This is a genomic window from Streptomyces sp. STR69 (assembly GCF_024519455.1).
GTDB lineage: Bacteria > Actinomycetota > Actinomycetes > Streptomycetales > Streptomycetaceae > Streptomyces.
On the sequence record NZ_JALJRY010000011.1, the window covers coordinates 37,043 to 61,843 of the forward strand.

The window sequence follows — 24,801 nt, forward strand, 5'->3', positions numbered from 1 at the left end:
CCCCCGCCTCACCGGCTGCCCCGCGAAGGCCGTCGTGGCGATGGCGCTGGTGACCCCGGCCCTGCTGTGCGCCTGCGTCGCCGCCGCCAGCCCGCCGCCCCTGCGCATAGCACTCACCCCTCACCTCACCGGCCGGTCCCACCACTCCGTCACCTCCGTCACGGTACGCGCGGCCAACGCCACCGGCACCGCCCTCACCCCGCACTTCGCCAGCCGCCTCGGCCAGGGCGCCTCCGACTGGTGGACCATCGCCTCGGGCCCCGCCACCCTCACCCCGCACAGCACAACCGTGTACGTCGTACGACCGGCCGGCGGCCACCGCGCACTGCGCGGCGGGCAGCGGCGTATGTACCTCATCGCCGTGACCGGAACACCCATGACGATCAGCACCGCACGCATCGAGGTCATCGCGTAGGCGTGAGCCGGTGAGGGGCAGCCGAACGAGCAACGCGTCCCCGGCCGGGGACGCGGCAATTCACATCCGGCTGCCGTGGGCGGTGACAGCGCGCACGATCGCCGGGCCCCGTCCCGTCCGCCGCAGTCGTGGTCGAGTAACCGGCTCACCGGGGTTCCGGTCTCGGGCGGACCGGGCCCAAAAGATCGGCCACCACTACTGGGCACGATGCCAAAGTCGACCCGCCGGGCAGGACGCCCTCCGCACCGCTCACGGCGACTGGCCGATGGCGCTCTCCGGCCGGGTGACGTCCTTTCGCGTGACGGCCAGGCGCACCGGCCCCGCACACCTGAGCCGGTCGGTCTGTCCGCCGAGTGCCTCAACCGCGGCGCGCCAGGCCGCCGGAGGCTACGACGGAGACAGGGCACGGCGCCGACGCTCCTGGAGATGGGCGTACCCCGTCAGGCCGATCAGGACAGTCAGGAGCACGGCCGACGAACCCGGCGTACCCAGGTCGAGGCCGCCCTTGGCGGTCGGCTTGGTGAGGAAGTCGCCGGCGGTGGCGCCGAGCGGACGGGTCAGCACGAACGCGATCCAGAACAGCAGCACGTTCGGCACCGCAGGCGCCTTCATCAGGGCGACGAGCACCAGCAGCACACCGGTCACGAGCGCCGCCCCGCCGGCGTAGCCGAAACCTGAGCTGTCGGAGAGGAAGTCGCCCATCGAGGTGCCCAGTGTGTTGGACACGAGGATCGCCGACCAGAACAGTGCCTCCCCGCGGAAACTGACGATGTCCCGGATGACGAAGGTCATCCCGGTCAGTTTCCACACGGCGAAGATGACGACCAGGATCGAGATCAGGATCGCCGCTCCGGTCGGGTAGCCGAGGCCGAGACCCTGCGGGCCCCAGCCCAGTGAAGTCGCGCCGTCGGCAAGGTACTTGGTGCTGGCGTCGCGGTTCATGAAGTCGGACATCGTGGTGCCGGCCATGCTGGTCGACAGGATGACCGTCCAGTAGAAGAACGGGTTGTAGCGCCGGGAGCGGAGCTGCACAACCAGGGTGACCACGAAGATCAGGAACAGTGCGATCGTGGTGAGGAAGTAGCCGAGCTTCAGGGTCTGGGCGAAGAGGTCGCCGGCCGTCTCGCCCAAGGTCGTCGCCGCGATCTTCATGATCCAGAAGGCGAGGGTGACCTCGGGCAGTTTCTTCGTCACCGACGTGGCAGTGGCCACGGTCCGCCGGTGCGTACCCGCGACGTCGGTGTCGGTGAGGGCTTCCGGAATCTCCAAGGTGCCGGACACTCCTGTTCGGTGGGGGGTGGAGGTGTGGAAGGGCGCCCGTTCCCGTGGGGGAAACAGGCGCCCTGTGACGCATGGTCCGGCCGCGGAGGACGGCCGTGTTGTCCGACTCTGTCGATCAATTCCTGAACGCTTCCTGAACGCCTCCCCCGCTTCTCAGGCCGCCTGTCCCGCGACGGGCTCGCGGTCGATGACGTCCTTGCGGGTCACTGTCAGGAACACCACCAGGCCGAGGATGACCGCCAGGAAGAGGACGCTCGTGACGACGGTGCCGAGGCCGAGGCCGCCGTCGCCGGTCGGCTGGGAGAGGTAGTCGCCGATCGAGGCACCCAGCGGACGGGTGAGGATGTAGGCGATCCAGAAGCTCCATACGGCGTCCAGACCGAGGGCGAAGTGGGCGATGCCCACGGCGGCGATGGCCAGGGCGAAAAGGACCGCGGACAGCCAGTAGCCGAGGTTCATGCGCTCGGAGACCAGGTCACCGGCCGCGGTACCCAGAGCGAAGGTGAACAGCACGGCCAGCCAGTAGAAGGACTCGCGGCTGGTGGTGTCGATGCTGTGGATCGACAGGGTCCGCTCACGCCGGTACCAGACGACGAACACGACGGCCAGGATGATCCCGAACACCGTGGTGGTCGTCTCCAGCGGGACGCCCATGTTGTCGGTCAGGTTGTCGCTGATCAGGGTGCCGACCACGCTGATCAGCGCCACGGCGAGCCAGTACACGCCCGCACGGTAGGCGCGGCTACGGAACTGGACCACCAGCACCACCGCCAGCAGGGCGCTCATCAGCACGGACACTCCGGTCAGGCCGAGCCCGGCCTTCTCGTTGAGCAGGTCGGCCGCGGTCTCGCCGACCGTCGTGCACTGCACCTTGATCACCCAGAAGTACAGGGTGATCTCGGGAACCTTGTTCAGGCGGAGGCGGTGTGCGTGCCGGGTGGGACCGTTGGCGTCCCGTGCGGCTTCCGGTGTTTCGGACAGTTCGTAGGTCATGAGGCAGGACCCTGCCATCGGTCACCTGAACGCATCCTGACTGCGCGTGCTGATCACCTGCCCCACCCGTACCGTCCGAGAAGGATGCCCTCATGTACATCCACCTGTCCCACCTGCGTATATCGGCGTCCCGTCCCGCCCCTGCCCTCGTGACGGAAGAAGGCCGCCGTACGCGATCAGGTTCGGGTCGTCGAACGCGGATGAGACCGCCGCGCGGCATGGGAAGAATGCATCTCGGAAGTGCCTTGTCGATCGTGCCTGATGTGGTCCTGGAAAAGCCCCATCATCGCAAGTCGCAAGGCACTTCTTCGTTTCTGAGTAAACCATCCACAGGTATCAAGCCGGGGTGATCCGGACTCAGCGCACCAGGGAAGGGGGGTTCTGACAGTACCTGTATCACCAGGGTCTCCCCGACGCCCAAAAAGCCTGTCAACCTGGTTGAGCCGAAAGCGCCGACAACACTCCACGGAAACGCACTGCAGCTTTACCGTCATCATTCAATTCAGCTGCCCCGAATACGCGACCGTGTCGGCGCATTCTTTTACGACAGAAGGAACGGATACCAATGACGGAGAACCAGTTCACCACTCACACAGAACTTTTCGACCTGAGGGGAAAGTACGCCCTTGTCACTGGCGGCACCAGAGGCATTGGGATGATGATAGCGCGCGGCCTTCTCCAGGCGGGCGCCCGCGTCGTCATCAGCTCACGCAACGCAGACACGTGCGCGGAGGCACAGCGTCTACTGTCCGAATTCGGCGACGTGCGAGCAATCCCCGCCGACCTGTCCAGGCACGACGAGTGTCAGCGCCTCGCTGATCTTGTCCAGGCCGACTCGGAACGCCTGGACATCCTTGTCAACAACGCGGGAGCGATGTGGCGCGAGCCGTTGGAGACGTTCCCGGACGAGGCCTGGGATACAGTGCTCGACCTCAACCTCAAGTCGCCGTTCTGGCTGGTGCAGGCACTGCTCCCGGCACTTCGTAAGGCGGGCACCGCCGATGATCCCGCACGGATCATCAACATCGGCAGCATCGCCGCCATCCACGTCGCCCCGTCGCCCAACTACTCGTACGCCAGCAGCAAAGCGGCACTCCATCAGCTCACCAGGGTGCTTGCCAGAGAGCTGGGCCCACAGCACATCACGGTGAACGCGGTAGCACCGGGAGTGTTCCCGTCGCAGATGATGGCGACCACTCTCGATGCCATCGGCGACACGATCGCGGCGGCGGCCCCGCTGCGCCGGGTCGGCCGCGACGACGACATGGCGGGTGTCGCCGTGTTTCTCGCCAGCCGGGCTGGGTCCTACCTCACGGGCGCCATCATCCCGGTGGACGGCGGCACCGCAACGACCGCAACAAATATCCATTAAGGTGCGGGACGGGCTTACGGTGAGGAGATAACCGCGATGGATCCACGCACCGAGATCCGGGAGTTTCTCAGCTCACGTCGCGCCCGCATCGCACCCGAGCAGGCGGGCCTGCCCGCTTACGGCGGCAACCGCCGGGTCAAAGGTCTGCGCCGCGAGGAGGTCGCGCTACTGGCGGGGGTATCGGTCGACTACTACGTGCGCATGGAGCGCGGCAGCCTCGCCGGTGCCTCCGACGGCGTGCTCGAGGCGTTGGCCTCTGCCTTGCAGCTCGACGAAGCCGAGCGCGACCACCTGTTCCACCTCGCGCGCCAATCCAGGGCGCCCCGCAGCCCACGTCGGCGCAAGCCTGCCGTGGCGGTGCGCTCGACGCTGCAGCAGGTGCTCGACGCGATCTCCGATGCGCCGGCCTGGATCGGTAACGGCCGTTATGACGTGCTCGCCATGAATCAACTCGCTCGCGCGCTGTATTCACCAGTGCTGGCTGACCCGCGACGGCCCGCGAACACAGCGCGGTTCGTCTATCTGAACCCCGAGGCGGCCAGAGATTTCTTTGTCGACTACGACCAGGTTGCCGGTGGCGTGGCCGCGAAGCTGCGCATGGAAGCCGGCCGCAATCCGCACGACGAGGAGCTGATCGCCCTGGTCGGCGAACTGTCAACGCGCAGTGAGCTGTTTCGGCAGCGGTGGGCGTCTCAGGACGTGCGGCTGCACCGGTCCGGCCGCAAGCGAATGCACCATCCGATCGTGGGCCAGCTCGACTTGGACGTCGAATCCCTGGAACTGCCCGCCGAACCCGGCCTGCACCTCAACATCTACACCGCACCCGGGGGCACACCGACCGCTGACAATTTGGCGCTCTTGGCGTCGTGGGCGGCCACCCAACAGACGCTGGCGACCGAGCTCGAAGCACACAACGGATAGTCCAACCCCTTCAGCCGTACCAGGGGCCGTCTCCCCGACCAGCGCGGGCAGACCGCACCGCTCGGCCAGCCGCGGCATGGGAAAATTGCATCTCGGAAGTGCCTTGTCGATCGTGCCTGATGTGGTCCTAGAAAAACCCCATCATCGCAGGTCGCAAGGCACTTCTTCGTTTCTGGGTGAACCATCCACGGGCATCAAGCCGGTGGATCCGGGGTCAGGCTATACGCCGGGTTCAGTCCGAGACAGGCCCCTTTGCTGCGCGCCGGGAAGGCCGCGATCCAGGCTCGACCCGGCGGACGAGACGGCCACCAGCCGTCACCGACAGGCGTTGGCACACCTTCGCCCTCTCTGCGCCAAGATCCGGACCATACACGGACCAGCTCCCGCCAACGCTCTGCAAACCCCGCATTCGCTCAGGTCAACGCCATACGTGCGGTGTACCACTAACCGTCAGGGTTCCGCCCAAAGGCGGCCTCTAGAACGGTGGGGAGGTCCCCCTCGGGGACCCGTGTGCGCACCTCTGCCAGAACCTGGGGAAAGTCGTCATCGTCGATGACGCCCGTGTGCTCCTGACGGAGTTGGTAAGTGGTCTCGACGAGCTCTGGCCGCAGCCGCATCCAGGTCAAGCAACGGCATTTTCGCCGGCCTCCGAGTAAAGGTGCGGATGAGCGGCATGCTCAACCTCGAAGACCGGAAACGACCCATACGAAAAAGGCCCCCGCAAGCTCTCGCCTGCGAAGACCCTTCGCTCTGTCGGGACGACAGGATTTGAACCTGCGACCCCTTGACCCCCAGTCAAGTGCGCTACCAAGCTGCGCCACGTCCCGTTGCGCTTTCCTGCGGTGAACCGCTTGATCGCGCGAACAGCAGCCTACCCCACGACCGGGGGTGCGCCGAAGCCGGTGCCGGGCGCGGGACAATCGTCGTATGAGCGACACATCCTCGGACGGTGCGGACGGTGCGGACGGTACGAACGGGGTACGGGACCGGGACGGTGAAGGGCGGGCGCGCAACGCCCGGCCCCGGGACGGGCTCGGGCGGCCACTGCCGTACGGCACGGACGGTGTGGCACGGCAGCCCGAGGGCGTCGTGCGGGCGCCGGAGGAGACCGTCGTCGAGGCGCAGGCGCTGCTCGACGAGGGGAAACCGTTCCACGCGCACGAGGTCTTCGAGGACGCCTGGAAGTCGGGGCCGGACGAGGAGCGTGCCCTGTGGCGCGGGCTCGCCCAGCTCGCGGTGGGGCTCACCCATGCGGCCCGGGGGAACGTCACCGGCGGCGCCCGGCTGCTGCGGCGCGGGGCCGGGGGCGTAGAGGAGTGGGCGTCGCTGACCGGGCGGGAGCGGCCGTACGGGATGGATCTCGCGGGGGTCGCAGCCTGGGCGCGCGGGCTCGGCGACGACGTGGAGCGGGGCGGCGGGAACGTGGATGCGCGAGCTCGGGCACCCCGGCTGCGCGGGACGTCGTAGCCGGTCGGTGTCGGTGCGGGGTACGGACTGTCAGTGGCGTGGGGCAGACTCGGGGGTGTGCGAAAGATTCATGTCATCGGTATCGGCGCGGGCGACCCCGAGCAGCTCACCCTCCAGGCGGTCAGGGTGCTGCGGAGCGTCGACGTGTTCTTCATTCTCGACAAGGGCGAGGTGAAGTCCGACCTCACCGGGCTCCGCCGGGACATGCTCGACGCGCACATACCGGAGGGGACGTACCGCCTGGTCGAGGCGCGCGACCCGGAGCGGGACCGGAAGGCGGGGGGCGCCGCGTACTCCCCGGCGGTCGGGGACTGGCGCAGCGCTCGCGCGGACATCTACGAGCGGCTGATCACCGAGGAGCTGGGCGAGGAGGAGAGCGGCGCGTTCCTGGTGTGGGGGGACCCTTCGCTGTACGACAGCACGCTCGGGATCCTGGAGGAGATCCTGGAGCGGGGTGCGGTGGCCTTCGAGTACGAGGTCGTGCCCGGCATCAGCAGTGTCTCGGCGCTCGTCGCCCGGCACCGCACGGGGCTGAACCGGGTGGCCAGACCGGTGCAGATCACCACGGGCCGGCGGCTGTCCGAGGGGTTCCCGGAGGGGGTGGACGACGTGGTCGTGATGCTGGACGCGCAGCAGACCTTCCGGCAGTACGCCGACCAGGACATCGACATCTACTGGGGCGCCTACATCGGCACCCCGGACGAGATCCTCGCCTCGGGTCCGATAGCCGAGGCCGCCCCGCGCATCGAGCGGCTGCGCGCGGAGGCCCGTGAGCGCAAGGGCTGGATCATGGACACGTATCTGCTGCGCCGGCACCCGGCAGTGGAATAGCCCAGGAGCGAGCACCCGAGCGGACCCGCCCACTGTGCAGGGAGGGTCCACCGGTGTGAAGGTGACCTCGTGACAGTCGCCGAGGAAACCTCGCTGCCCTCCGCGCAGCAGCCCCCCGTGCTGGACCACCGCCGTCGCAACGTCGTCTTCGTGACGATCATGCTCGGCATGCTGCTGGCGGCCCTCGACCAGACCATCGTGGGCACCGCCCTGCCGACGATCGTCTCGGACCTGGGCGGTGCCGCGCACATGTCGTGGGTGGTCACCGCCTACCTGCTGGCGGAGACCGTGGCGACCGTGCTGGTCGGCAAGTTCGGTGATCTGTTCGGCCGCAAGGTGGTCTTCCAGGTCTCGGCGATCGTGTTCATCACGGGCTCGTTCCTGTGTGGTCTCGCCACCAACATGACGCTGTTGATCGCCTGGCGTGCGGTGCAGGGCATCGGCGCCGGCGGGCTGATGGTGACGGCGATGGCGCTGATCGCCGATGTCATCCCACTGCGGGAGCGCGGCAAGTACCAGGGCGCGATCGGCGCGGTGTTCGGCGTCGCCACGGTCATCGGACCCCTGCTGGGCGGCCTGTTCACCGACCATCTGACCTGGCGCTGGGCGTTCTACGTCAACGTCCCCATCGCGATCGTGGTCGTCATCGCGGCGGCCCGCACCATCCCGGTGGTCAAGTCTGCGGTGCGGCCGGTCATCGACTATCTCGGCATCGCGCTGGTCGCGGTCGGCGCGAGCTCCCTGATCCTGGCGACGAGTTGGGGCGGCAACGAGTACGCGTGGGGTTCGGCGACCATCATCGGTTTGTTCGTGGGCGGCACGGTCGCGCTCGGCATGTTCTGCTGGATCGAGACGCGGGCCGCTCAACCCATGCTGCCCATGCGGCTGTTCAGCAACCCGGTGTTCGCGGTCTGCTCGATCCTCAGCTTCATCGTCGGCTTCGCGATGCTCGGCGCGCTGACGTATCTGCCGACCTATCTGCAGTACGTCGACGGCGACTCGGCCACGGTCTCCGGTGTGCGGACGCTGCCCATGGTGATGGGGCTGCTGATCGCGTCCGTCTTCAGCGGCAACGTGGTCAGCAAGACCGGCCAGTACCGCCTCTTCCCGATCATCGGCTCCGCGGTGATGGGCGTCGGGCTGTATCTGATGTCCCTCATGGGTCCGGGCACCGGCGCGTTCCTGGAATCGGTGTACATGTTCGTGCTCGGCACCGGCATCGGGCTGTGCATGCAGGTGCTGACGATCGCCGTGCAGAACACCGTCGAGTACACCGACCTGGGCACCGCGACCTCCGGCGTCACCTTCTTCCGTACGCTGGGCAGTTCCTTCGGCACCGCCGTCTTCGGCACGATCTACGCCAATACCCTGGGCCCCAACCTCAAGGACGGGATCGCGTCCGCCGCGAGGACGAGTGCGCTGAACCCCGCCGTCATCACCAAGGCGGCGACCAGCCCCGAGGGCCTCCACAAGCTGCCGCACGCCGCCGCGGCGCCGATCATCAACGCGTACGCCGACACCATCCAGACGGTGTTCCGGTGGACCGTCCCGGTCGCTGTGATCGGCTTCGTCGTCGCCCTGTTCCTCAAGCAGGTCGAGCTGCGCGACAGCGCGCGGATGGGCTCCACCGACATGGGCGAGGGCTTCGCGTCACCGCGCGGCGCAGACTCGCAACGGCTCCTCGAAGCGGCCGTGGGCAAGGTCATCGGCAGCACGGACCTGGACACCGCCCGGCGGATCATCACGGACTCCGACACCCGGCTGGACATCGCGGGCGCCTGGGCCGTGATGCAGGTCGAACTGTTCAGCAGGATGGTCGGCCACGCCAGCCTCGGCCTCATCGCCGCCCGCCGGCACATGCCCCCGGAGGTACTCCTTCCGGTCTTCGACCGCATGGTCGAGGAGGGCTATCTGACCCGCACCGGTTCGCTCCTGTCCCACACCGCTGCGGGCGAACGCGAGGCCGAGATCATCGGCAGGGCGTGGGGCAACTGGCTGGAGGCACGGGTCCAGCAGGACATCGGCCGCCCCTCGGGCGCCGACCTCCGCGCCGCGGTCGACAGCATCGCCAAGCGCCTGCTGGTCGAGGACCTGAGCTCCGGACTCCCGCAGCGCCCGGCGGAGTTGGCGGAGAGCTCCACCTCCTGAAAACCGGGTGCCGGGCGAGCGGGACGGTGGTCATACTCGCGGCATGTCCCCGGCTCCCGTGCGCTTCCACGACCCGCGTGCCACCCGCGCCGACTTCTCGTCGTCGATGCTGGTGCGCTGCCCGCGCTGCGACCGGATCGCCCACTTCGAGCGGCGCCCGTGCACCCCGCCGGACGCCGACGGCAGGAGGCATCCGCACACCCGCCTGGTCTGCCGGTCCTGCGGCCTGTGCCGGATCAACACGGGCCCCTCTCCGTGTTCCCGGCCGCCCCTGTGGCTGAGCACCGGGACGAGACACGGAGAGTTGTGGGCGTACAACCTCCAACACCTGGACCTGATCCGGCGGTTCGTCGCCGCCGACCTGCGCGAACGCGCGCCCTGGTACGACCACGGCCGGAAGATGACGCTGGTCGCCCGGCTCCCGGCCTGGATGAAAAGCGCCAAGAACCGGGACGAGGTGCTGCGCGCGGTGGACCGGCTCCGGGCCACGGTCATCACCCCGGGCTGAACCCCAGTCGCCCCAGCCGCTCCAGCACCGCGACCACATCGGGCACCGCGCTCACCCCGTCCGGCAGCGGCGGCCGTCGTACGACCACCACCGGGACGCCCGCCTCCCGCGCGGCCGTGAGTTTGGCCGACGTCGCCACTCCCCCGCTGTCCTTCGTGACGAGCACGTCGATCCGGTGCTCGCGCAGCAGTGCCGCCTCGTCGGCCACCGTGAAGGGTCCGCGTGCGAGCAGCACCTCGGCGTCCGGTGGCATCGGGGGCTCGGGGGGCTCCACCGACCGTACGACGAAGTGCAGTTGGGGCAGGTGGGCGAAGGCGGCGAGGCCGAGGCGGCCGGTGGTGAGGAGGATGCGGCGCCCGAGTCCGGGCAGCAGGTCGGCGGCCTCGGGCAGCGACGCAACCGGGTGCCAGCGGTCTCCGGGGACCGGCCGCCAGCCGGGTCTGCGCAGCACCACGACGGGCAGCCCGGTGTCCGTCGCGGCGCGCGCCGCGTTCGCGGTGATCGACTCGGCGAAGGGGTGCGTGGCGTCGACGACCGCGTCCACGTGCTGCTCCCGCAGCCACTCGGCCAGCCCCTCGGCGCCGCCGAACCCGCCGATCCGTACGTCCCCGGCCAGTGCCCCCGGCCGTGACACCCGACCGGCGAGAGAGGTCGTCACCCGGACTTCGGGATGCCGTGCCGCCAGCTCGGCGGCCAGCTCTCGTGCCTCGGTGGTGCCGCCGAGGATCAGGATGTGCGGGGACATGGGGCGAGCGTACGAGGTCACGAGGCCGGGAGGTCAGCGCAGGAGCAGTTGCAGGCCGCCGATGATCGTCGCCGCGATCACGAGTTGCTCGAACAGTCGCTGGTTGATGCGGTTCACGGCCCATTTGCCGATCAGCGCACCGGGCACGACGAACGCCGCAAGTGCCGCGTCGAGGAGCAGCGAGTGGCCGTCGATCAGGCCGAGCCCGACGCTGAAGGGCACCTTGGTCACGTTGACGATCAGGAAGAAGAAGGCCGATGTGCCGAGGAAGCCGAGCTTCCGGAAGCCCGCAGAGAGCAGGTACATGGACATGACCGGGCCGCCGGCGTTGGCGACCATGGTGGTGAAACCGCCGAGCACTCCGTAGGAGCGGGCCTTCACCCGCCCGGACCTGGTGGCCACCGAGTCCGGCTCCTCGTCGGCCTCGGCCTTGCGGCGACGCCAGAGGGTGACCCCGGCCATGAGCAGCAGGATCGCGCCGATCGACGTCCGTACGACCGCGTCGTCGGCCCACACCAGGAACAGGGTCCCGATCACGACTCCCGCCGCGACCGCCGGGAACAACCGCCACAGCGTGGGCCAGTGGGCGTGCCGCCGGTAGGTGAGGACGGCGAGCACGTCCCCGACGATCAGGATGGGGAGCAGTACGCCGGTGGAGGCGCGGGCGGGCAGGACGGCCGCGAAGATCGCCAGACTGACCGTGTTGGCCCCGCTCACGGCGGTCTTGGAGAAGCCGACGAGCAGGGCCGCGGCGGCGAGCGCGGCGAATTCCCAGCCGGATATGTGCCAGAGCGTCATCGTGTTCATGCGAGGACCGATCGTATGTCCTTACATCTGCCCGCGTAAGGAGTGTCTCGCCAGGTGGCCCCTGCCGCGCCTCGGTGGATCATGGCATCGGACGGGCGGTGCTAGTTTCTGACCGTGGCCGACACCCGCGAGCATGTCCTCCCCGGTACCCGGAACACGATCACCGCACGCGAGTGGCCGCACGAGCGCCCTCGGTACGTCGCCCTCGTCTCGCACGGATACGGCGAACACATCGGCCGGTACGCCGAGTTGGCCTCCGTACTGGTGACGCACGGCGCCGCCGTCCTCGGGCCCGACCACCAGGGTCACGGCGAGTCGGCCGGTGAGCGCGTGCTGATCCGCGACTTCGAGGACGTGGTCACGGACCTGCACTCCGTCGCCGACCTGGCCCGCGCCACCTATCCGGGCGTCCCCCTCGTCCTGATCGGCCACTCCATGGGCGGCCTGATCGCGTCCCGTTTCGCACAGCGCCACGGCGACGAGCTCACCGCGCTGGTGCTGTCCGGGCCGGTGATCGGGGACTGGGCGCTGCCGGGCCGGCTGCTCGCCCTCGACGAGATCCCGGACGTCCCGATCAGCCCGGCCGCACTCTCCCGTGACCCGGACGTCGGTGCGGTGTACGCGGCGGATCCGCTGGTCTGGCACGGTCCGATGAAGCGGCCGACGCTGGAGGCCTTCGCCCGCACCCTGACGACGGTCGCCGACGCGGGCGACATCGGCCGGCTGCCGCTGCTCTGGCTGCACGGGGGCGACGACCGGCTGGTCCCGCTCCCCGGCAGTCGCGTGGGCGTCGAGCGGCTGAGCGGCGGTGAGTGGGCCGAGCGCGTGTATCCGGGTGCCCGGCACGAGGTGTTCCACGAGACGAACCGGGCGGAGGTCTTCGCGGATCTGATCCGTTTCCTGGACGTCGTGCTGTTCGGCGGCACCCGGTCGACATGACCGTGCCAAACTGCTCGCACACCCGTCGGGGTCGTCGTGGAACAGAGTCGAGCAGAGGAGCATCGCGTGACCGGGACAGAGCCGGACGTCCGGCGGATCGACACCTCGAAGCCGCATCCGGCCCGGGTGTACGACTGGTTCCTCGGCGGCAAGGACAACTACCCGGTCGACGAGCAACTGGGCCGTCACATCACGGCACTTGACCCGGGCGCCCCGCGCACCGCACGGGCCAACCGCTGGTTCATGCAGCGCGCGACGCGGCTGCTGGTCCGGCAGTCGGGCATCCGGCAGTTCCTGGACGTCGGCACCGGCATACCGACCGCGCCCAACCTCCATCAGATCGCCCAGTCCACCGCGCCGGACGCGCGGATCGTGTACGTCGACAACGACCCGATCGTCCTCGCGCACGCGGCGGCGCTGCTGCACGGCACGCCCGAGGGTGCGACGGAGTACCTCCAGGCCGACGCCCGCGAACCGCTCACGATCCTCGAACAGGCCGCCCGCGTCCTGGACTTCGACCGGCCCATCGCGCTCTCGCTCATCGCCCTGCTGCACTTCATCGCGGACGGGGACGGCGCCCACGAGCTGGTCGACACCTTGATCGGCGCGCTGGCGCCGGGGAGTTGTCTGGTGCTGTCCGCGATGACCGCCGACTTCGAGCGGGAGAAGGTCGAGCGCGGCATCGCCGCCTACGCGGCGGGCGGGGTGACCCTGGTGGCCCGCTCGCACGCCGAAGTGAGCAGTTTCTTCAAGGGACTTGAGCCGGTCGAACCGGGAATCGTGTCCGTGGCCGACTGGCACCCGGAACTCGCGGAGGGCGAGACACCGCTCGGCGAGGGACCGATCTCGCTGTACGGAGGGATCGGCTTCAAGGCCTGAGGAGCCGTGAAGCCGGGGGCCCACGAACCAACCCCCTCCCTCAGAACCGCCCCGCCGGAAACACCGCCCGCACCTCCCACCCGCCCGCTTCGCGCGGACCGGCCCGGAGTTCACCGCCCAGCGCCGTCACCCGTTCCGTGAGGCCGACGAGGCCGAAGCCGCCGCCGTGCGCGGCGGCCGGGAGCTGGGTGCCGCCGCGGCCGTCGTCGGTCACGGTGACCTCCAGCCGGCGGCCCGCCCGGCGCAGCCCCACGGTGACCTCGGCGGCGTCGGCCGCGTGGCGTCGTACGTTCGTCAGTGCCTCCTGTACGACCCGGAAGGCCGCGGCCTGCACCTCGTGCGGGAGGTCGTCGGGCAGGGCGGGGTCGCGGCGCAGGGTGACCTTCTGGACCGGGCTCGCGAAGCCGTCGACGAGTTCGGCGACGGCCGCCAGGTCGCCGGCCGGGCGGCGGTCGGCCGCGTCCGGTCCGGCGTCGCGCAGCACACCGACCGTGCGCCGCATGGACGCCAGGGCCTCGGTCGCGGCGCGTTCGATGCCCGAGAGCACGGGGTCGAGGTCCGCGGGCCTGCTGGTCGCCATCATGCGGGCCACCTGGGTCTGCACGAGGATGCCGGTGACGTGGTGGGCGACGAAGTCGTGCAGGTCGGCGGCGATGGCGAGGCGTTCGGCGCGCCGGGTCTCGGTGACCGCGACGGTGCGGCGGTAGTCGAGCGAGCGGAGATAGCCGGCGAACCCGGCGGTGGAGCCGACGAGGACCAGTCCGAGTGTCGTGACCAGCAGCAGGTTGTCGTCGGTGAGCGAGTGGAAGTAGCGGGCCGGCAGGGCGAGCAGCGCCAGGCCGTCCAGGACGCCGCACACCGCGGCCCAGGGCTGCGGACAGTGCCGTACGGCGATGAAGGACAGGGTCAGCAGGATCACGATCTCGCCGGGGCCGAACAGCTCCGAGTGCCCGGCCAGGATCGCGCCCGCGCTGTACAGCAGTGAGAGGACGGCGGGCGCGGCGGTGCGCAGCTGCGGGGTGAGCCATCGCGGACGCCGGGCGACGGGCCACAGGACGGCGGCCAGGCCGGTGCCGAGCACCACGACCCCGGGCCAGGCCGAGCGGCCGGTGGAGGCGGTGAAACTCAGGTCGTAGGCCGCGAGTCCGAGCAGGGCGCCCACGGCGAGCCCCCGCGCGCAGCCCCGGCCGGTGACGGATCTCATGCTGGTCACGGTATGCGAGGCGTGGTGGGGTGGGATCGGCCGAACGGTCGAGCGGGGTGCCGCGAACCCTGGCCGTTCGGCCGAGGCGGGCCCGGGTCCTGGGCGACGAGAGTAGGACTGCTTCCTCCTCTCCCAGGCTTCAGGAGTACGTGATGCAGTCCACCAGGTTCGTCATCGGGGTGATCGGCGGCGCGACGGCCGCGGTCGCACTCGGTGCGCTCGGCACCCATCTGCTGTCCGGCACGCAGTCCACCACCGAACTCGACGCGCACAGCACGGTCACGGTGGACGGCCACAGGGCGCTGTCGGCGGACATCGTGGCCGGCCGGGCGCAGAGCAGGTACCACCCGCTCCCCTGGGTCGGCGACAAGGTCTCGGGTGTCACCTGCCCCACCGGCCTGAAGGCCGTCGCCGGGGCGACCGTCACCTGCACCGGCAGGAAGAGCGACGGCACGACCGTCGACATCCCGGTCACCGTGGTCAAGGCCTCGGCCGACTCCGTCACGTGGAAGTTCGACCGCTCATGAGCGCCGTGCTGGCCGGTGTCGGCCTCATCAAGAAGTACGGCTCCACCACGGCCCTGGCGGGCGTGGACGTGGAGGTCGGTGCCCGCGACTCCGTCGCGATCATGGGTCCGTCGGGCTCCGGCAAGTCCACGCTGCTGCACACGCTTGCCGGGATCGTCCGCCCGGACGGCGGGCAGGTGCTGCTGCGCGGGGACCGTATCGACGACCTGGGCGAGAACCGGCTCAGCGCCCTGCGCCGCAAGAGGTTCGGGTTCGTCTTCCAGTCCGGCCAGTTGCTGCCGGAGCTGCCCGCCGAGGAGAACGTCGCCCTCCCGCTGATGCTGGAGGGGCTGCCCCGGGCGCAGGCGGTGGAGCGCGCCCGGCGCTGGTTCGCACCGCTCGGTCTGGACGGTCTGGAGCGGCGCCGCCCGGGGCAGTTGTCCGGTGGTCAGGCCCAACGGGTCGCCATCGCACGGGCGTTGGCCGTGGCGCCGGACGTGGTCTTCGCCGACGAACCGACCGGCGCCCTGGACCAGGCGACCGGCACGGAGGTCGTACGGCTGCTGACGTCGGTGACCCGTGAGCAGGGTGCCGCGCTGGTGATGGTCACGCACGACGCCGAGGTGGCCGCGCACTGCGACCGGGTCCTCCGGGTCCGGGACGGCCGGATCAGCAACTACAGCCATTTCACCGTCAGTTGAGCCTCCGGAGTCCCCGATGCGTTCCCCCGTCCTGTCCCTGACCTGGCACCTCGCCAAGGCATCCGGCCGTCGCGGCCGGCAGAGCCACCTCCTCGCGGCCGCTGCCGCCGCCGTGGGCTCGCTCGTCCTGCTGACGCTGCTCGCCGCCTACTCGGGCGCGGGCGCCCGTGCCGACCGCACCGCCTGGCGCACCCCCGACCCGGACCGCCACGGCACCGCGGTCCAGGCCCTCACCACGACCTACGTCCGCGACGAACCGATCACCGTCGTCTCCCTGGCCCAACTCCCCCACCGCGCACCGACACCCGCCCCACCCGGCCTCAACTCCTTCCCGAAGCAGGGCGAGTGGTACGTCTCCCCGGCCCTCGCCGAGCTCCTCCGCACCCTCCCCTCGACCCAACTCGCCGACCGTTTCCCGAAGTCGACGCCCTACGGCACCATCGGCGCCGCCGGGCTCGCCTCGCCCGACGAGCTCGTGGCGGTGATCGGTCGGGCCCCCACGGACCCGGCGGTCGCCAAGTCGGCGGACAGGCAAGGGATTTACGACGTGGGGCTGACCGCGCGCTCCGTCGTCTCGGGGTTCGCCGGGACGCGGCGCAGTGTGTTCACCGTCGACGACCAGGCCGCCGTACTCCTCGGCGTGGGTCTCCTGGTCGTCCCGGTGATCGTGCTGGCCGCGGCGGCCGGGCGGCTCGGTGCGGCCCGCCGGGAACAACGCCTCGCGGCGCTGCGGCTCGCCGGGGCCACTCCCCGGCAGATCCTCGCCATGACCGGCGTGGAGGCCGCGGCGGTGGGTGCGGCCGGTGCCCTGGCGGGCGCGGTGGCCTACGGGGCGCTGCTGCCGGCGTTCGCCGAGGTGCCGTACGGCATCGGCACCTGGTACACCGGGCAGTTGTGGGTGGGGCTGCCGTGGGTGGCGGCGGTCGTGGCGGGCGTGACCGGACTGATCGCGGTGAGCGCGATGTCGACGCTGCGTCAGGTCGCGTCCTCGCCGCTCGGTGTCGCCCAGCAGTCGAACCCGCGCCGTACCCGGCTGATCCGGCTCGTGCTGTTCGTGGCGGTACTGGTCTACATCCGGATGAGCACGGACGGCGGCACCCTGAAGCCGGGGACGCTGGTCGCGCTGATGGTGCTGTTCTACGGCGCGTTCTGGATGTTCGGGCCGTGGGTCGTGGACCGGCTGGGCCGGGTCGTGGGGCGGTTCGCCCGCCGTCCGGCGACCCTGCTGGCGGCCCGCCGGCTCAGTGACGATCCGCGCGGTGCCTGGCGGACGGTCAGTGGTCTGGTGCTGGCCGGGTTCGTCGCCGGGTTCTTCACCGTCGGCGTGTTCGGCATCGTCGGCCTCGACCACCGCGGCCAGATCGCCGTGCCGACCGCGAACGCCACCGCCGCCCGGCACGCGGTCGGCGAGGCCCGTCGGCTGCTGCGCGCGGCGGGCGTCGAAGCGACCGTCGGCACGAACGACGACGGCTTCCTGCTCGGCGGCAGCGACGGCGTGATCGCCCATGTCTCCGGCGGTCCGGCCGCCCTCGACACGGCCGTCACCGCCCTCCAGCCGCTCGGCGCGGGCCGGCTGCCGTACACCGGGGCCTACGCGGAGGCGCAGGACGCCGCCGTCAACGACCGCCTCGCCCAACTCGGCACCGCCACCCTGGCCGTGAGCTTCCTCGTCGCGACGGCCTCGGCGGGCCTGACCGCCGCCGCGAACGTTCTCGACCGGCGCCGTACGTACGGTCTGCTGCGTCTGTCCGGTACCCCGCTGAAGGTGCTGGACCGGGCCAGGGTCCGCGAGACGGTGCTCCCGCTGCTCGTTCTGGCCGGCGGCACCACCGCGACCGGTCTGTACGCCGCCGTCCAGGTCAACAAGGCGGCGGGCAGCACGATCAGCAGCTCCGGTGCCGTACAGCTGGCCGTCTGCGTGACCCTCGGCGCCCTCGCCATGCTCGCCGCGATCGGCGCGAGCCGCCCGCTGCTGCGCGTGGTCACGGCGGACCCGGCCCGGGCGACGGACTGACACCGGCCACCCCCTTCCCCCCTGAGGCATGATCGACCCATGACCGTCCCCACCCCGCCCATCCGTGTGCTGATCGCCGACGACCAGGAGATGGTCCGTACCGGGTTCCGGTTCTTCCTGGACGCGCAGCCCGACATCACCGTGGTCGCCGAGGCCGTCGACGGCGAGGAGGCCGTGGCGCTGGCCCGGCGCGAGCGGCCCGATGTGTGTCTGCTGGACATCCGGATGCCGAAGCTGGACGGTCTGGCGGCGACGCGGTTGCTGGCGGGGCCGGAGGTGGCCGATCCGCTGCGGGTGGTCGTGGTGACGACCTTCGACCTGGACGAGTACGTGTACGGCGCGCTGCGCGGCGGCGCCTGCGGGTTCCTGCTGAAGGACTCGGGGCCGACGCTGCTCGCGGAGGCGGTCCGGGCGGCGGCGGCCGGCGACTCGCTGGTCTCGCCCTCGGTCACCGTGCGGCTGCTCAGGCATCTCACCGACACGACGACGGCGACACCCCGGCCGGCCCCGCCCGCGCCGGCACTGCGCGAGCCCCTCACCGACCGTGAGGCCGAGGTCGTCCGCCTGGTCGCCCTCGGCCGGACGAACGCCGAGATCGCCGCCGAACTGTACGTCTCCCTGTCGACGGTGAAGACACACCTCTCCAGCGTCCAGCTGAAACTGGCCGCGCGGAACCGCGTCGAGATCGCGGCCTGGGCCTGGCAGCACGGTCAGGTGCGGCCGGGCCCCTGAGCGGTCAGGCGGAGGCGTCCACGGACACGTCCACGGCTGCTTCCGCGTGCGTGACGAAGTCGTCGACCAACCGGTGGAAGAGCGCCGCGAGTTGCCGCAGGTCCTCGGAGGACCAGTCCGCCAGCGCCATCTCCATGCCCCTGCGGCTCACGTCCCGGATCCGGTTGACGGCGGCCAGTCCGCTGTCGGTGAGCTGGATGCGCTGGGCGCGGCCGTCGTCGGGGTCCGGGATCCGGACGACATGGCCGAGTTGTTCCAACTGCCGTAGCTGGCGCGTGACATGGGAGGCCTCCACCGACATCCGGACGGCCAGGACCCCGGGGCGCAGCGGCTCGCTCTCGGCGATGTAGCGCAGGATCGCCACGGCGGCCCGGTCCAGCGGCAGTCCGACCAGCGACATCAGACGCTCGTGCTGCCGGGCCCGCCCGGCCAGATAGGCGATCCGGGTCAGGACCCGCTCGATCTCGACTACGTCCGCCGGGACGGACGCCGTTGCGGGTGGCGGTGTGGACATGCATCCACCGTAACAGGTACTTGCCTGAGTTAAGCAAGGTCGAGACGGTTGCTTGACTTAAGTAACGCATTTATGGTTGCCTAACTCAAGCAAGTCCAGAGCTGGGGTCACCGAAGCGGAGGTGTCCCCGTCGCGCCGTACGCCGTGGGGACGGAGTATGGCGCCGTCACCGGTCCCGGCGGTCGGAGTACTCCCCCCGTCCGCCGCCGGGGCCGGTGACACCCCTCACGCACATGGAAAGCGAGTCCCCTCATGGCCACGATGAAGTCCGTCCAGACCGGCGCCGTAGACAAGATCGACGTGGTGGACGTCGAGCGTCCGGCGCCCGGGCCGAAGGACGCCCTCATGAAGATCCGTGCCTGCGGGATCTGCGGTACCGACACCTTCTTCCTGCACATCGGCGGCGGCCCGTTCGGCGCGGGCGGCACCATGGTGCCGGTCCCCCTCGGGCACGAGCCGGCCGGAGAGATCGTCGAGGTCGGTTCCGAGGTCGAGGGCCTGAAGACCGGTGACCGGGTGGTCGTCAACCCGCAGGACTCCCCCTCCGGGATCATCGGCTGCGGCGGAAAGCACGGCGCCATGAGCGACTACCTCCTCCTGGAGGACTGCGAGGTCGGCAAGAGCGTCACCGTCTTCCCCGACACCGTGCCCTTCGACGTCGCCGCGCTCAACGAGCCGATGGCAGTGGCCCGGCACGCCGTCAACCGTTCCGAGGCCAAGCCCGGCGACAAGGTCGTCATCTTCGGTGCCGGACCGATCGGCCTGGGCGCGGCGATCTGGCTGAAGCTGCGCGGGGTCGAGCATGTCGTCGTCGCCGACGTGATCGCCTCCCGCCTGGAGACCGCGCTCGCGGTCGGCGCGGACGCGGTCATCAACTCCGCCGAGGAGGACGTGACTTCACGCCTGACCGAGCTGCACGGACAGGCCGCCAACGCGCTCGGCCAGCCCCGTCCCGGCACCGACATCTACATCGACGCCGCCGGTGTCGCGGCCGTCGTCAACACCACGGTCGACTCCGCGAAGTGGGGCGCCAAGCTGGTCATGGTCGCCGTACAGAAGAAGGGCGCCGACATCGACCTCGGCGGGATGCTGCGCAGCGAGCTGACGCTGATCGCCTCGCAGGGCTACCCCACCGAGATCTTCGAGGTCACGCAGGAGATCGTGGAGCACCACGAGCGGTTCGCCAAGCTGATCAGTCACCGGGTGCCCTTCGCCGAGGTCGAGGAAGCCTTCGAGCTCGCGCTGACGCCGGGCGCGGCCGAGAAGATCGTCGTCACCTTCGACGAGTAGACGAGCAGCGGACGGCGCGCCGGCTCTCCCGCCCGAAGCGGGAACCGGCGCATGCCCGGCCGCCTCGGACAGGACCCCCACACCATGATCCACCGCCTGCAGCGGGTGCTGCGCTGCCATCCCCGTACCGTCGACCTGGTCCTCGCCGCCGTACTCCTCGCCTGCGCCTTCCCCGGCAGCATGCTGACGATCCCGGGCCGCGAACTCGAAGTCCCTTGGTGGCCCGGCGTGTTGGTCTCGGGTCTCGCTTCGCTCGCCCTGCTGTGGCGACGCACGCTGCCGCGCACCACCGTGGTGGTCACCCTCTGCTGTGCCATGGCGGTGGCCGGGCTCGGCTACATCGTCACGGTCCTGGTGATCGGGCCGCTCATGGTCGCGTTGTACACGCTGGCCCTGCGCTCCGAGCGGACCACCGCGAACCTCTTCACCGCCTCCGGCATCACCCTGCTGGTGGGCACGGCCCTGATCGTGGGCCCCAACAGCGAACCGCTGGTCCTGAAACTGCTCGGCCCTGCCTTCTGGCTGCTGCTGCCCACCTCGCTGGGCACCACGACCCGGCTCCGCGCGGCCTATCTGGAGGCGGTGCAGGCCCGCGCCGAGCACGCGGAACGGACCCGCGAGCAGGAGGCCCGGCACCGTGTCACCGAGGAACGCATGCGGATCGCCCGCGATCTGCACGACGTCGTGGCCCACCATCTCGTACTGGCCAACCTCCAGGCCGGCACCGTCGTACGGCTGATGCGCAGCCGCCCCGAGGAGGCCGAGCGGATCGCCGGTGAACTCGCGGGCACCACCCTGTCGGCCGTCCGCGAACTCAAGGCCACCGTGGGCCTGTTGCGCCACGCGGACGACTCGGAGACTCCCCCGGGGCCCGCGCCGGGACTGGATCAACTCGCCGATCTGGCCGCCTCGTTCGAGCCCGCCGGGCTCGTCGTCACCGTCAGCACGGAGGGCAGGCCGCAGCCGCTGTCCGCCGGTACGGACCTCACGGCGTACCGCATCGTGCAGGAGGCGCTCACCAACGTGACCAAGCACGCGGGCACCGGCTCGGCCGAGGTACGGCTCAGCTACTCGCACGACCGGCTGGACATCACCGTCACCGATCACGGGGGTACGGCACCGCCCTCGTCCCCCGCCACCGGTGACGGGTACGGCGTCATCGGAATGCGGGAGCGCGCGCTCTCCGCAGGTGGCCGGCTCCGGGCAGGTCACCGCCCGGAAGGCGGGTTCGAAGTCGTCACCGAACTGCCGTTGCCCTCCCCTTCACCAGTTCACACCCAGAATGTACTTGCGTAACTCAATCAATCTCATTATGGTTGAGTGAGTCAAGCAAGTCTGCTCGTTCCTGATCGTCACAGCTCGTTCCCGATGGAGGCTCTGCCATGTCCGACGCCCTTGCCCGACCCGCCGAAGCGGGTTCTTCCGCTCCGCCGAGGTCGAACGCCGTCGTCGCGGTACTGGCCTTCGCGGGAATCGTCGTCTCGCTGATGCAGACGCTGGTCATCCCGATCATCCCGGAGCTGCCGAAGTACCTGAACGCCTCCGCGTCGAACACCGCGTGGGCGGTCACCGCCACCCTGCTGGCCGCCGCCGTGGCCACCCCGGTCGTGGGCCGCCTCGGCGACATGTTCGGCAAGCGCCGGATGCTGCTCACCAGCATCGTCCTGCTGGTGTCCGGCTCGATCGTGTGCGCCCTGGCCGACTCGCTGGTCCCGATGGTCATCGGCCGCGCGCTGCAGGGGCTGGCCGCCGCGGTCGTCCCGCTCGGCATCAGCATCATGCGTGACGTGCTGCCCAGCGACCGGCTGGCCGGCTCCACCGCCCTGATGAGCGCCTCGCTCGGCGTCGGCGGCGCCCTGGGTCTGCCCTCGGCCGCCTTCATCGCCGACCACTACAACTGGCACATCCTCTTCTGGACCTCCGCCGTCCTCGGCGCCGTGTCCTTCCTGCTGGTCCTGCTGCTGGTGCCCGAGTCCAAGGTCCGCACCGGGGGCCGCTTCGACCTGGTCGGCTCGCTCGGCCTGTCCGCCGGACTGATCTCGCTGCTGCTCGCCATCTCCAAGGGCTCCGACTGGGGCTGGACCAGCGCGACCACCCTGATCCTCGGCATCGCGGCCGTCACGATCCTGCTCTCCTGGGGCTGGTACGAGCTGCGCAGCTCGCAGCCGCTGGTCGACCTGCGAACGACCGCCAAGCCGCAGGTGCTGTTCACCAACCTGGCCTCGATCGCCCTCGGCTTCTCGATGTTCGCGATGTCCCTGGTCCTCCCCCAGCTGCTTCAGCTGCCCACGCAGACCGGTTACGGCCTGGGCAAGTCGATGCTGGCGGTCGGCCTGGTGCTCGCCCCGCAGGGCCTCGTCATGATGGCCATGTCGGCCGTGTCCGCCCGCGTCACCAAGGCCAAGGGCCCCAAGGTCACCCTGATGATCGGCGCGCTGATCGTGGCCTCCGGGTACTCCCTGAACATCCTGCTGATGTCCGAGGTCTGGCACCTCGTCCTGGTGTCCTGCATCATCGGCGCGGGTGTCGGCTTCACCTACGGCGCCCTGCCCGCCCTGATCATGGGCGCGGTCGACCCGTCGCAGACCGGTGCCGCCAACAGCCTCAACACCCTGATGCGGTCCCTGGGCACCAGCTTCGCCAGCGCCATCGCCGGTGTGATCCTGGCCCAGATGACCACCGACTTCGGCGGCTCCGCCCTTCCGTCGGAGAACGGCTTCAAGGTGGTCATGGCGATCGGTGCGGGCGCCGCGCTGCTGGCCTTCTTCCTCGCCACCCTGATCCCGGCCCGGCGTACACCGGCCGCGGACGCGCCGGCCGCCGCACCGGCCCTCGCCGAAGAGGTCTCCGAGGCCAAGGCGTAGGGCATCCTGGCCATCGGGACCACGGCGGTCATCGCCCCGCATTTCGCGGGACGGTGACCGCCCACGGCTTTTCCCACACCCCGTCATTGCCCGGCGCAGAGCGAGGAGTCCCTCATGACGACACCCAACTCCCGTGACACTGCGGCCGGTTCGGCCGCCGCACCGGTGGTGCGTCTCGCCGTCGGTGCGGTGCGCGGACGGCTGGAGGACGGGCTCGCGGTCTTCCGCGGCATCCCGTTCGCCGAACCGCCGGTCGGGGACGCCCGCTTCCAGGCACCGCGCCCGGTACGCGGCTGGGACGGCGTGCGCGACGCCCTCGCCTTCGGGCCGCCGCCCCCGCAGGAGTCCGGCATCCAGGGCCGCCGGGGCGTACTGACGGGACCGATGGGCGACGACTGGCTGACCGTCAACGTCTGGACCCCCGCACCCGATCCGGCGGCCCGCCGCCCGGTCATGGTGTGGATCTACGGCGGTGCCTACAAACTGGGGCACGCGGGCAGCCCCGGCTACGACGCCCAGCACATCGCACGCGACGGCGATGTCGTGGTCGTGAGCCTCAACTACCGTGTCGGCATCGAGGGGTTCGCGCGCATCGAAGGGGCGCCCGCCAACCGGGGACTGCTCGACCAAGTCGCCGCACTGGAGTGGGTACGGGAGAACATCACGGCGTTCGGCGGTGATCCGGAACAGGTCACGGTCTTCGGCGAGTCGGCCGGTGCCGGGTCGGTGGCCTCACTGCTGATCATGCCGAGCGCGTCCGGACTCTTCCGGCGGGCCATCGCACAGAGCGTGCCGGACACCTTCTTCTCCGACGCGCTGGCCGGGGACATCGCGTCCGCGATCGCCGCGGAGGCGGGGCTGCGCCCCACGGCCGCCGACCTCGCGACCGTGGACCCGCGTCAACTGACCGCCGCGGGCGAGACGTTGACCGACAAGATGCACCAGTACGAGGACCGGTGGGGGCCGGTCGCGCACACGCTGACTCCCTTCGCGCCCGTCGTCGACGGCGAGGTGCTGCCCACCACCCCCTGGGAGGGCCTCGCGGCCGGTGCGGCCCGGGACGTGGAGCTGATCGTCGGTCACAACCGGGACGAGACACGCCTGTTCACCGCGCTGGGCGGACAGCTCGGGAAGATCACCGAGGAGGACGCGGTGGCGAGCCTGCGCCGGTTCGGGCCGGGGCCCGACGCCGAACAGGCCTATCGCGCCGCCTTCCCCGACGCCTCGCCGGGCGAGTTGGACGAACTCGTCCGCTGCGACCGGGTGTTCCGCATGCCCTGTCTGCATCTGGCCGAGGCGCAGGCCGACGCGGGCGGTCGCGCGTACGTCTACGAACTCACCTGGCCGGCCCCGGGGTTGGGCGGTGTGCTGGGCGCCTGCCACGGCCTCGACGTCCCGCTGCTGTTCGGCACCTTCACCGCCGACCTGGGCAATCTGCTGTTCGCCGACGTCGAGCCCTCCCCCGAGGCCCTGGCACTGTCGTCCCGATTCCGCTCGTCCTGGGCGGAGTTCGCGCGAACGGGCGATCCGGGCTGGCCCGCCTACGACACCGAGCACCGGTCGGTACAGATCCTCGACACCCACTCCGTGGTCACCGCCTACCCCGAGGAGACCTCACGGCGACTGTGGGAGGGCTACGCCTTCCGTGCGCTGCCGCTGACCGCGTAACC

Annotated in this window: 23 protein-coding genes and 1 tRNA gene; 17 read left to right on the forward strand and 7 right to left on the reverse strand. The window is 70.4% G+C overall.

Translation table 11 applies throughout. From position 1 onward, the window contains the following. Window positions 1-40 precede the first annotated feature (40 nt). On the forward strand, window positions 41-415 hold the full coding sequence (locus tag OC490_RS21300) for a hypothetical protein (RefSeq protein WP_262059565.1): 375 nt from the start codon (window positions 41-43) through the stop codon (window positions 413-415). 387 nt (window positions 416-802) lie between these two features. On the opposite strand, the gene OC490_RS21305 is transcribed toward OC490_RS21300, so the two are convergent. Both OC490_RS21305 and OC490_RS21310 read right to left on the reverse strand, forming a co-directional pair. Next, the gene (locus OC490_RS21305; protein WP_262059566.1) at window positions 803-1,684 is read right to left on the reverse strand and encodes a hypothetical protein; all 882 of its coding nucleotides are present in this window, start codon (window positions 1,682-1,684) and stop codon (window positions 803-805) included. A 165-nt stretch (window positions 1,685-1,849) separates the two neighbouring features. Further along, entirely contained in the window at window positions 1,850-2,689 is an 840-nt protein-coding gene (locus OC490_RS21310) for a hypothetical protein (protein WP_262059567.1), read from the reverse strand. Between the two features lie 565 nt (window positions 2,690-3,254). On the opposite strand from OC490_RS21310, the gene OC490_RS21315 reads away from it, so the two are divergent. Together OC490_RS21315 and OC490_RS21320 are read left to right on the forward strand one after the other, a co-directional pair. Beyond that, window positions 3,255-4,061, forward strand: a complete 807-nt coding sequence (locus OC490_RS21315; protein ID WP_262059568.1) for an SDR family oxidoreductase — start codon at window positions 3,255-3,257, stop codon at window positions 4,059-4,061. Between the two features lie 36 nt (window positions 4,062-4,097). Next, complete coding sequence (locus OC490_RS21320; protein WP_262059569.1) at window positions 4,098-4,982, forward strand: helix-turn-helix transcriptional regulator; 885 nt, start codon at window positions 4,098-4,100, stop codon at window positions 4,980-4,982. A 753-nt stretch (window positions 4,983-5,735) separates the two neighbouring features. Here the strand turns inward: OC490_RS21320 and OC490_RS21325 are convergent. Further along, window positions 5,736-5,809 (reverse strand) — tRNA-Pro (locus tag OC490_RS21325). 100 nt (window positions 5,810-5,909) lie between these two features. Here OC490_RS21325 and OC490_RS21330 point away from each other — a divergent pair. The 4 genes from OC490_RS21330 (at window position 5,910) to OC490_RS21345 (ending at window position 9,936) form a co-directional block, all read left to right on the forward strand. Then, window positions 5,910-6,449 carry a DUF309 domain-containing protein gene (locus tag OC490_RS21330; RefSeq protein ID WP_262059570.1) on the forward strand — a complete coding sequence of 180 codons (540 nt, stop codon included), beginning with the start codon at window positions 5,910-5,912 and terminating at the stop codon, window positions 6,447-6,449. A gap of 57 nt (window positions 6,450-6,506) precedes the next feature. After that, window positions 6,507-7,280 carry a precorrin-6A synthase (deacetylating) gene (gene cobF / locus OC490_RS21335; protein WP_262059571.1) on the forward strand — a complete coding sequence of 258 codons (774 nt, stop codon included), beginning with the start codon at window positions 6,507-6,509 and terminating at the stop codon, window positions 7,278-7,280. A gap of 69 nt (window positions 7,281-7,349) precedes the next feature. After that, complete coding sequence (locus OC490_RS21340; RefSeq protein WP_262059572.1) at window positions 7,350-9,428, forward strand: MDR family MFS transporter; 2,079 nt, start codon at window positions 7,350-7,352, stop codon at window positions 9,426-9,428. A gap of 43 nt (window positions 9,429-9,471) precedes the next feature. Beyond that, window positions 9,472-9,936, forward strand: a complete 465-nt coding sequence (locus tag OC490_RS21345) for a hypothetical protein (RefSeq protein ID WP_262059573.1) — start codon at window positions 9,472-9,474, stop codon at window positions 9,934-9,936. Here OC490_RS21345 and OC490_RS21350 read toward each other — a convergent pair. After that, the gene (locus OC490_RS21350; protein ID WP_262059574.1) at window positions 9,923-10,681 is read right to left on the reverse strand and encodes a cobalt-precorrin-6A reductase; all 759 of its coding nucleotides are present in this window, start codon (window positions 10,679-10,681) and stop codon (window positions 9,923-9,925) included. The genes OC490_RS21345 and OC490_RS21350 overlap by 14 nt on opposite strands. A 33-nt stretch (window positions 10,682-10,714) precedes the next feature. Next, the gene (locus OC490_RS21355; RefSeq protein WP_093623874.1) at window positions 10,715-11,488 is read right to left on the reverse strand and encodes a sulfite exporter TauE/SafE family protein; all 774 of its coding nucleotides are present in this window, start codon (window positions 11,486-11,488) and stop codon (window positions 10,715-10,717) included. A 114-nt stretch (window positions 11,489-11,602) separates the two neighbouring features. Here OC490_RS21355 and OC490_RS21360 point away from each other — a divergent pair, with 114 nt between their 5' ends. Together OC490_RS21360 and OC490_RS21365 are read left to right on the forward strand one after the other, a co-directional pair. Next, complete coding sequence (locus tag OC490_RS21360; protein ID WP_262059575.1) at window positions 11,603-12,427, forward strand: alpha/beta hydrolase; 825 nt, start codon at window positions 11,603-11,605, stop codon at window positions 12,425-12,427. Window positions 12,428-12,493: 66 nt separating this feature from the next. Further along, window positions 12,494-13,306: an SAM-dependent methyltransferase gene (locus OC490_RS21365; protein WP_262059576.1), complete on the forward strand. Its 813-nt coding sequence runs from the start codon at window positions 12,494-12,496 to the stop codon at window positions 13,304-13,306. A gap of 40 nt (window positions 13,307-13,346) precedes the next feature. Here OC490_RS21365 and OC490_RS21370 read toward each other — a convergent pair whose 3' ends face one another. Further along, window positions 13,347-14,510 carry a sensor histidine kinase gene (locus OC490_RS21370; protein WP_262059577.1) on the reverse strand — a complete coding sequence of 388 codons (1,164 nt, stop codon included), beginning with the start codon at window positions 14,508-14,510 and terminating at the stop codon, window positions 13,347-13,349. Window positions 14,511-14,662: 152 nt separating this feature from the next. Between OC490_RS21370 and OC490_RS21375 the strand changes: the two genes are divergently transcribed. The 4 genes from OC490_RS21375 to OC490_RS21390 are packed head-to-tail and all read left to right on the forward strand — an operon-like array spanning window position 14,663 to window position 18,463. Further along, on the forward strand, window positions 14,663-15,037 hold the full coding sequence (locus OC490_RS21375; protein WP_262059578.1) for a DUF4333 domain-containing protein: 375 nt from the start codon (window positions 14,663-14,665) through the stop codon (window positions 15,035-15,037). Further along, on the forward strand, window positions 15,034-15,717 hold the full coding sequence (locus tag OC490_RS21380; RefSeq protein WP_262059579.1) for an ABC transporter ATP-binding protein: 684 nt from the start codon (window positions 15,034-15,036) through the stop codon (window positions 15,715-15,717). The genes OC490_RS21375 and OC490_RS21380 overlap by 4 nt, the downstream gene beginning before the upstream one ends. A gap of 16 nt (window positions 15,718-15,733) precedes the next feature. Then, window positions 15,734-17,731, forward strand: a complete 1,998-nt coding sequence (locus OC490_RS21385; protein WP_262059580.1) for an FtsX-like permease family protein — start codon at window positions 15,734-15,736, stop codon at window positions 17,729-17,731. 39 nt (window positions 17,732-17,770) lie between these two features. Next, on the forward strand, window positions 17,771-18,463 hold the full coding sequence (locus OC490_RS21390) for a response regulator transcription factor (RefSeq protein WP_262059581.1): 693 nt from the start codon (window positions 17,771-17,773) through the stop codon (window positions 18,461-18,463). Between the two features lie 4 nt (window positions 18,464-18,467). Here OC490_RS21390 and OC490_RS21395 read toward each other — a convergent pair whose 3' ends face one another. Further along, window positions 18,468-18,977, reverse strand: a complete 510-nt coding sequence (locus OC490_RS21395) for a MarR family winged helix-turn-helix transcriptional regulator (protein WP_262059582.1) — start codon at window positions 18,975-18,977, stop codon at window positions 18,468-18,470. 252 nt (window positions 18,978-19,229) lie between these two features. On the opposite strand from OC490_RS21395, the gene OC490_RS21400 reads away from it, so the two are divergent. From OC490_RS21400 to OC490_RS21415, 4 genes are all read left to right on the forward strand, one after another. Further along, window positions 19,230-20,267 (forward strand): zinc-dependent alcohol dehydrogenase, encoded by a 1,038-nt coding sequence (locus OC490_RS21400; protein WP_262059583.1) that lies wholly within the window; start codon window positions 19,230-19,232, stop codon window positions 20,265-20,267. 84 nt (window positions 20,268-20,351) lie between these two features. Next, window positions 20,352-21,563, forward strand: coding sequence for a sensor histidine kinase (locus OC490_RS21405; RefSeq protein ID WP_262059584.1), 1,212 nt, complete (start codon window positions 20,352-20,354; stop codon window positions 21,561-21,563). A gap of 86 nt (window positions 21,564-21,649) precedes the next feature. Next, entirely contained in the window at window positions 21,650-23,131 is a 1,482-nt protein-coding gene (locus OC490_RS21410; protein ID WP_262059585.1) for an MFS transporter, read from the forward strand. A gap of 114 nt (window positions 23,132-23,245) precedes the next feature. Next, window positions 23,246-24,799: a carboxylesterase/lipase family protein gene (locus OC490_RS21415; protein ID WP_262059586.1), complete on the forward strand. Its 1,554-nt coding sequence runs from the start codon at window positions 23,246-23,248 to the stop codon at window positions 24,797-24,799. Window positions 24,800-24,801: the final 2 nt, after the last annotated feature.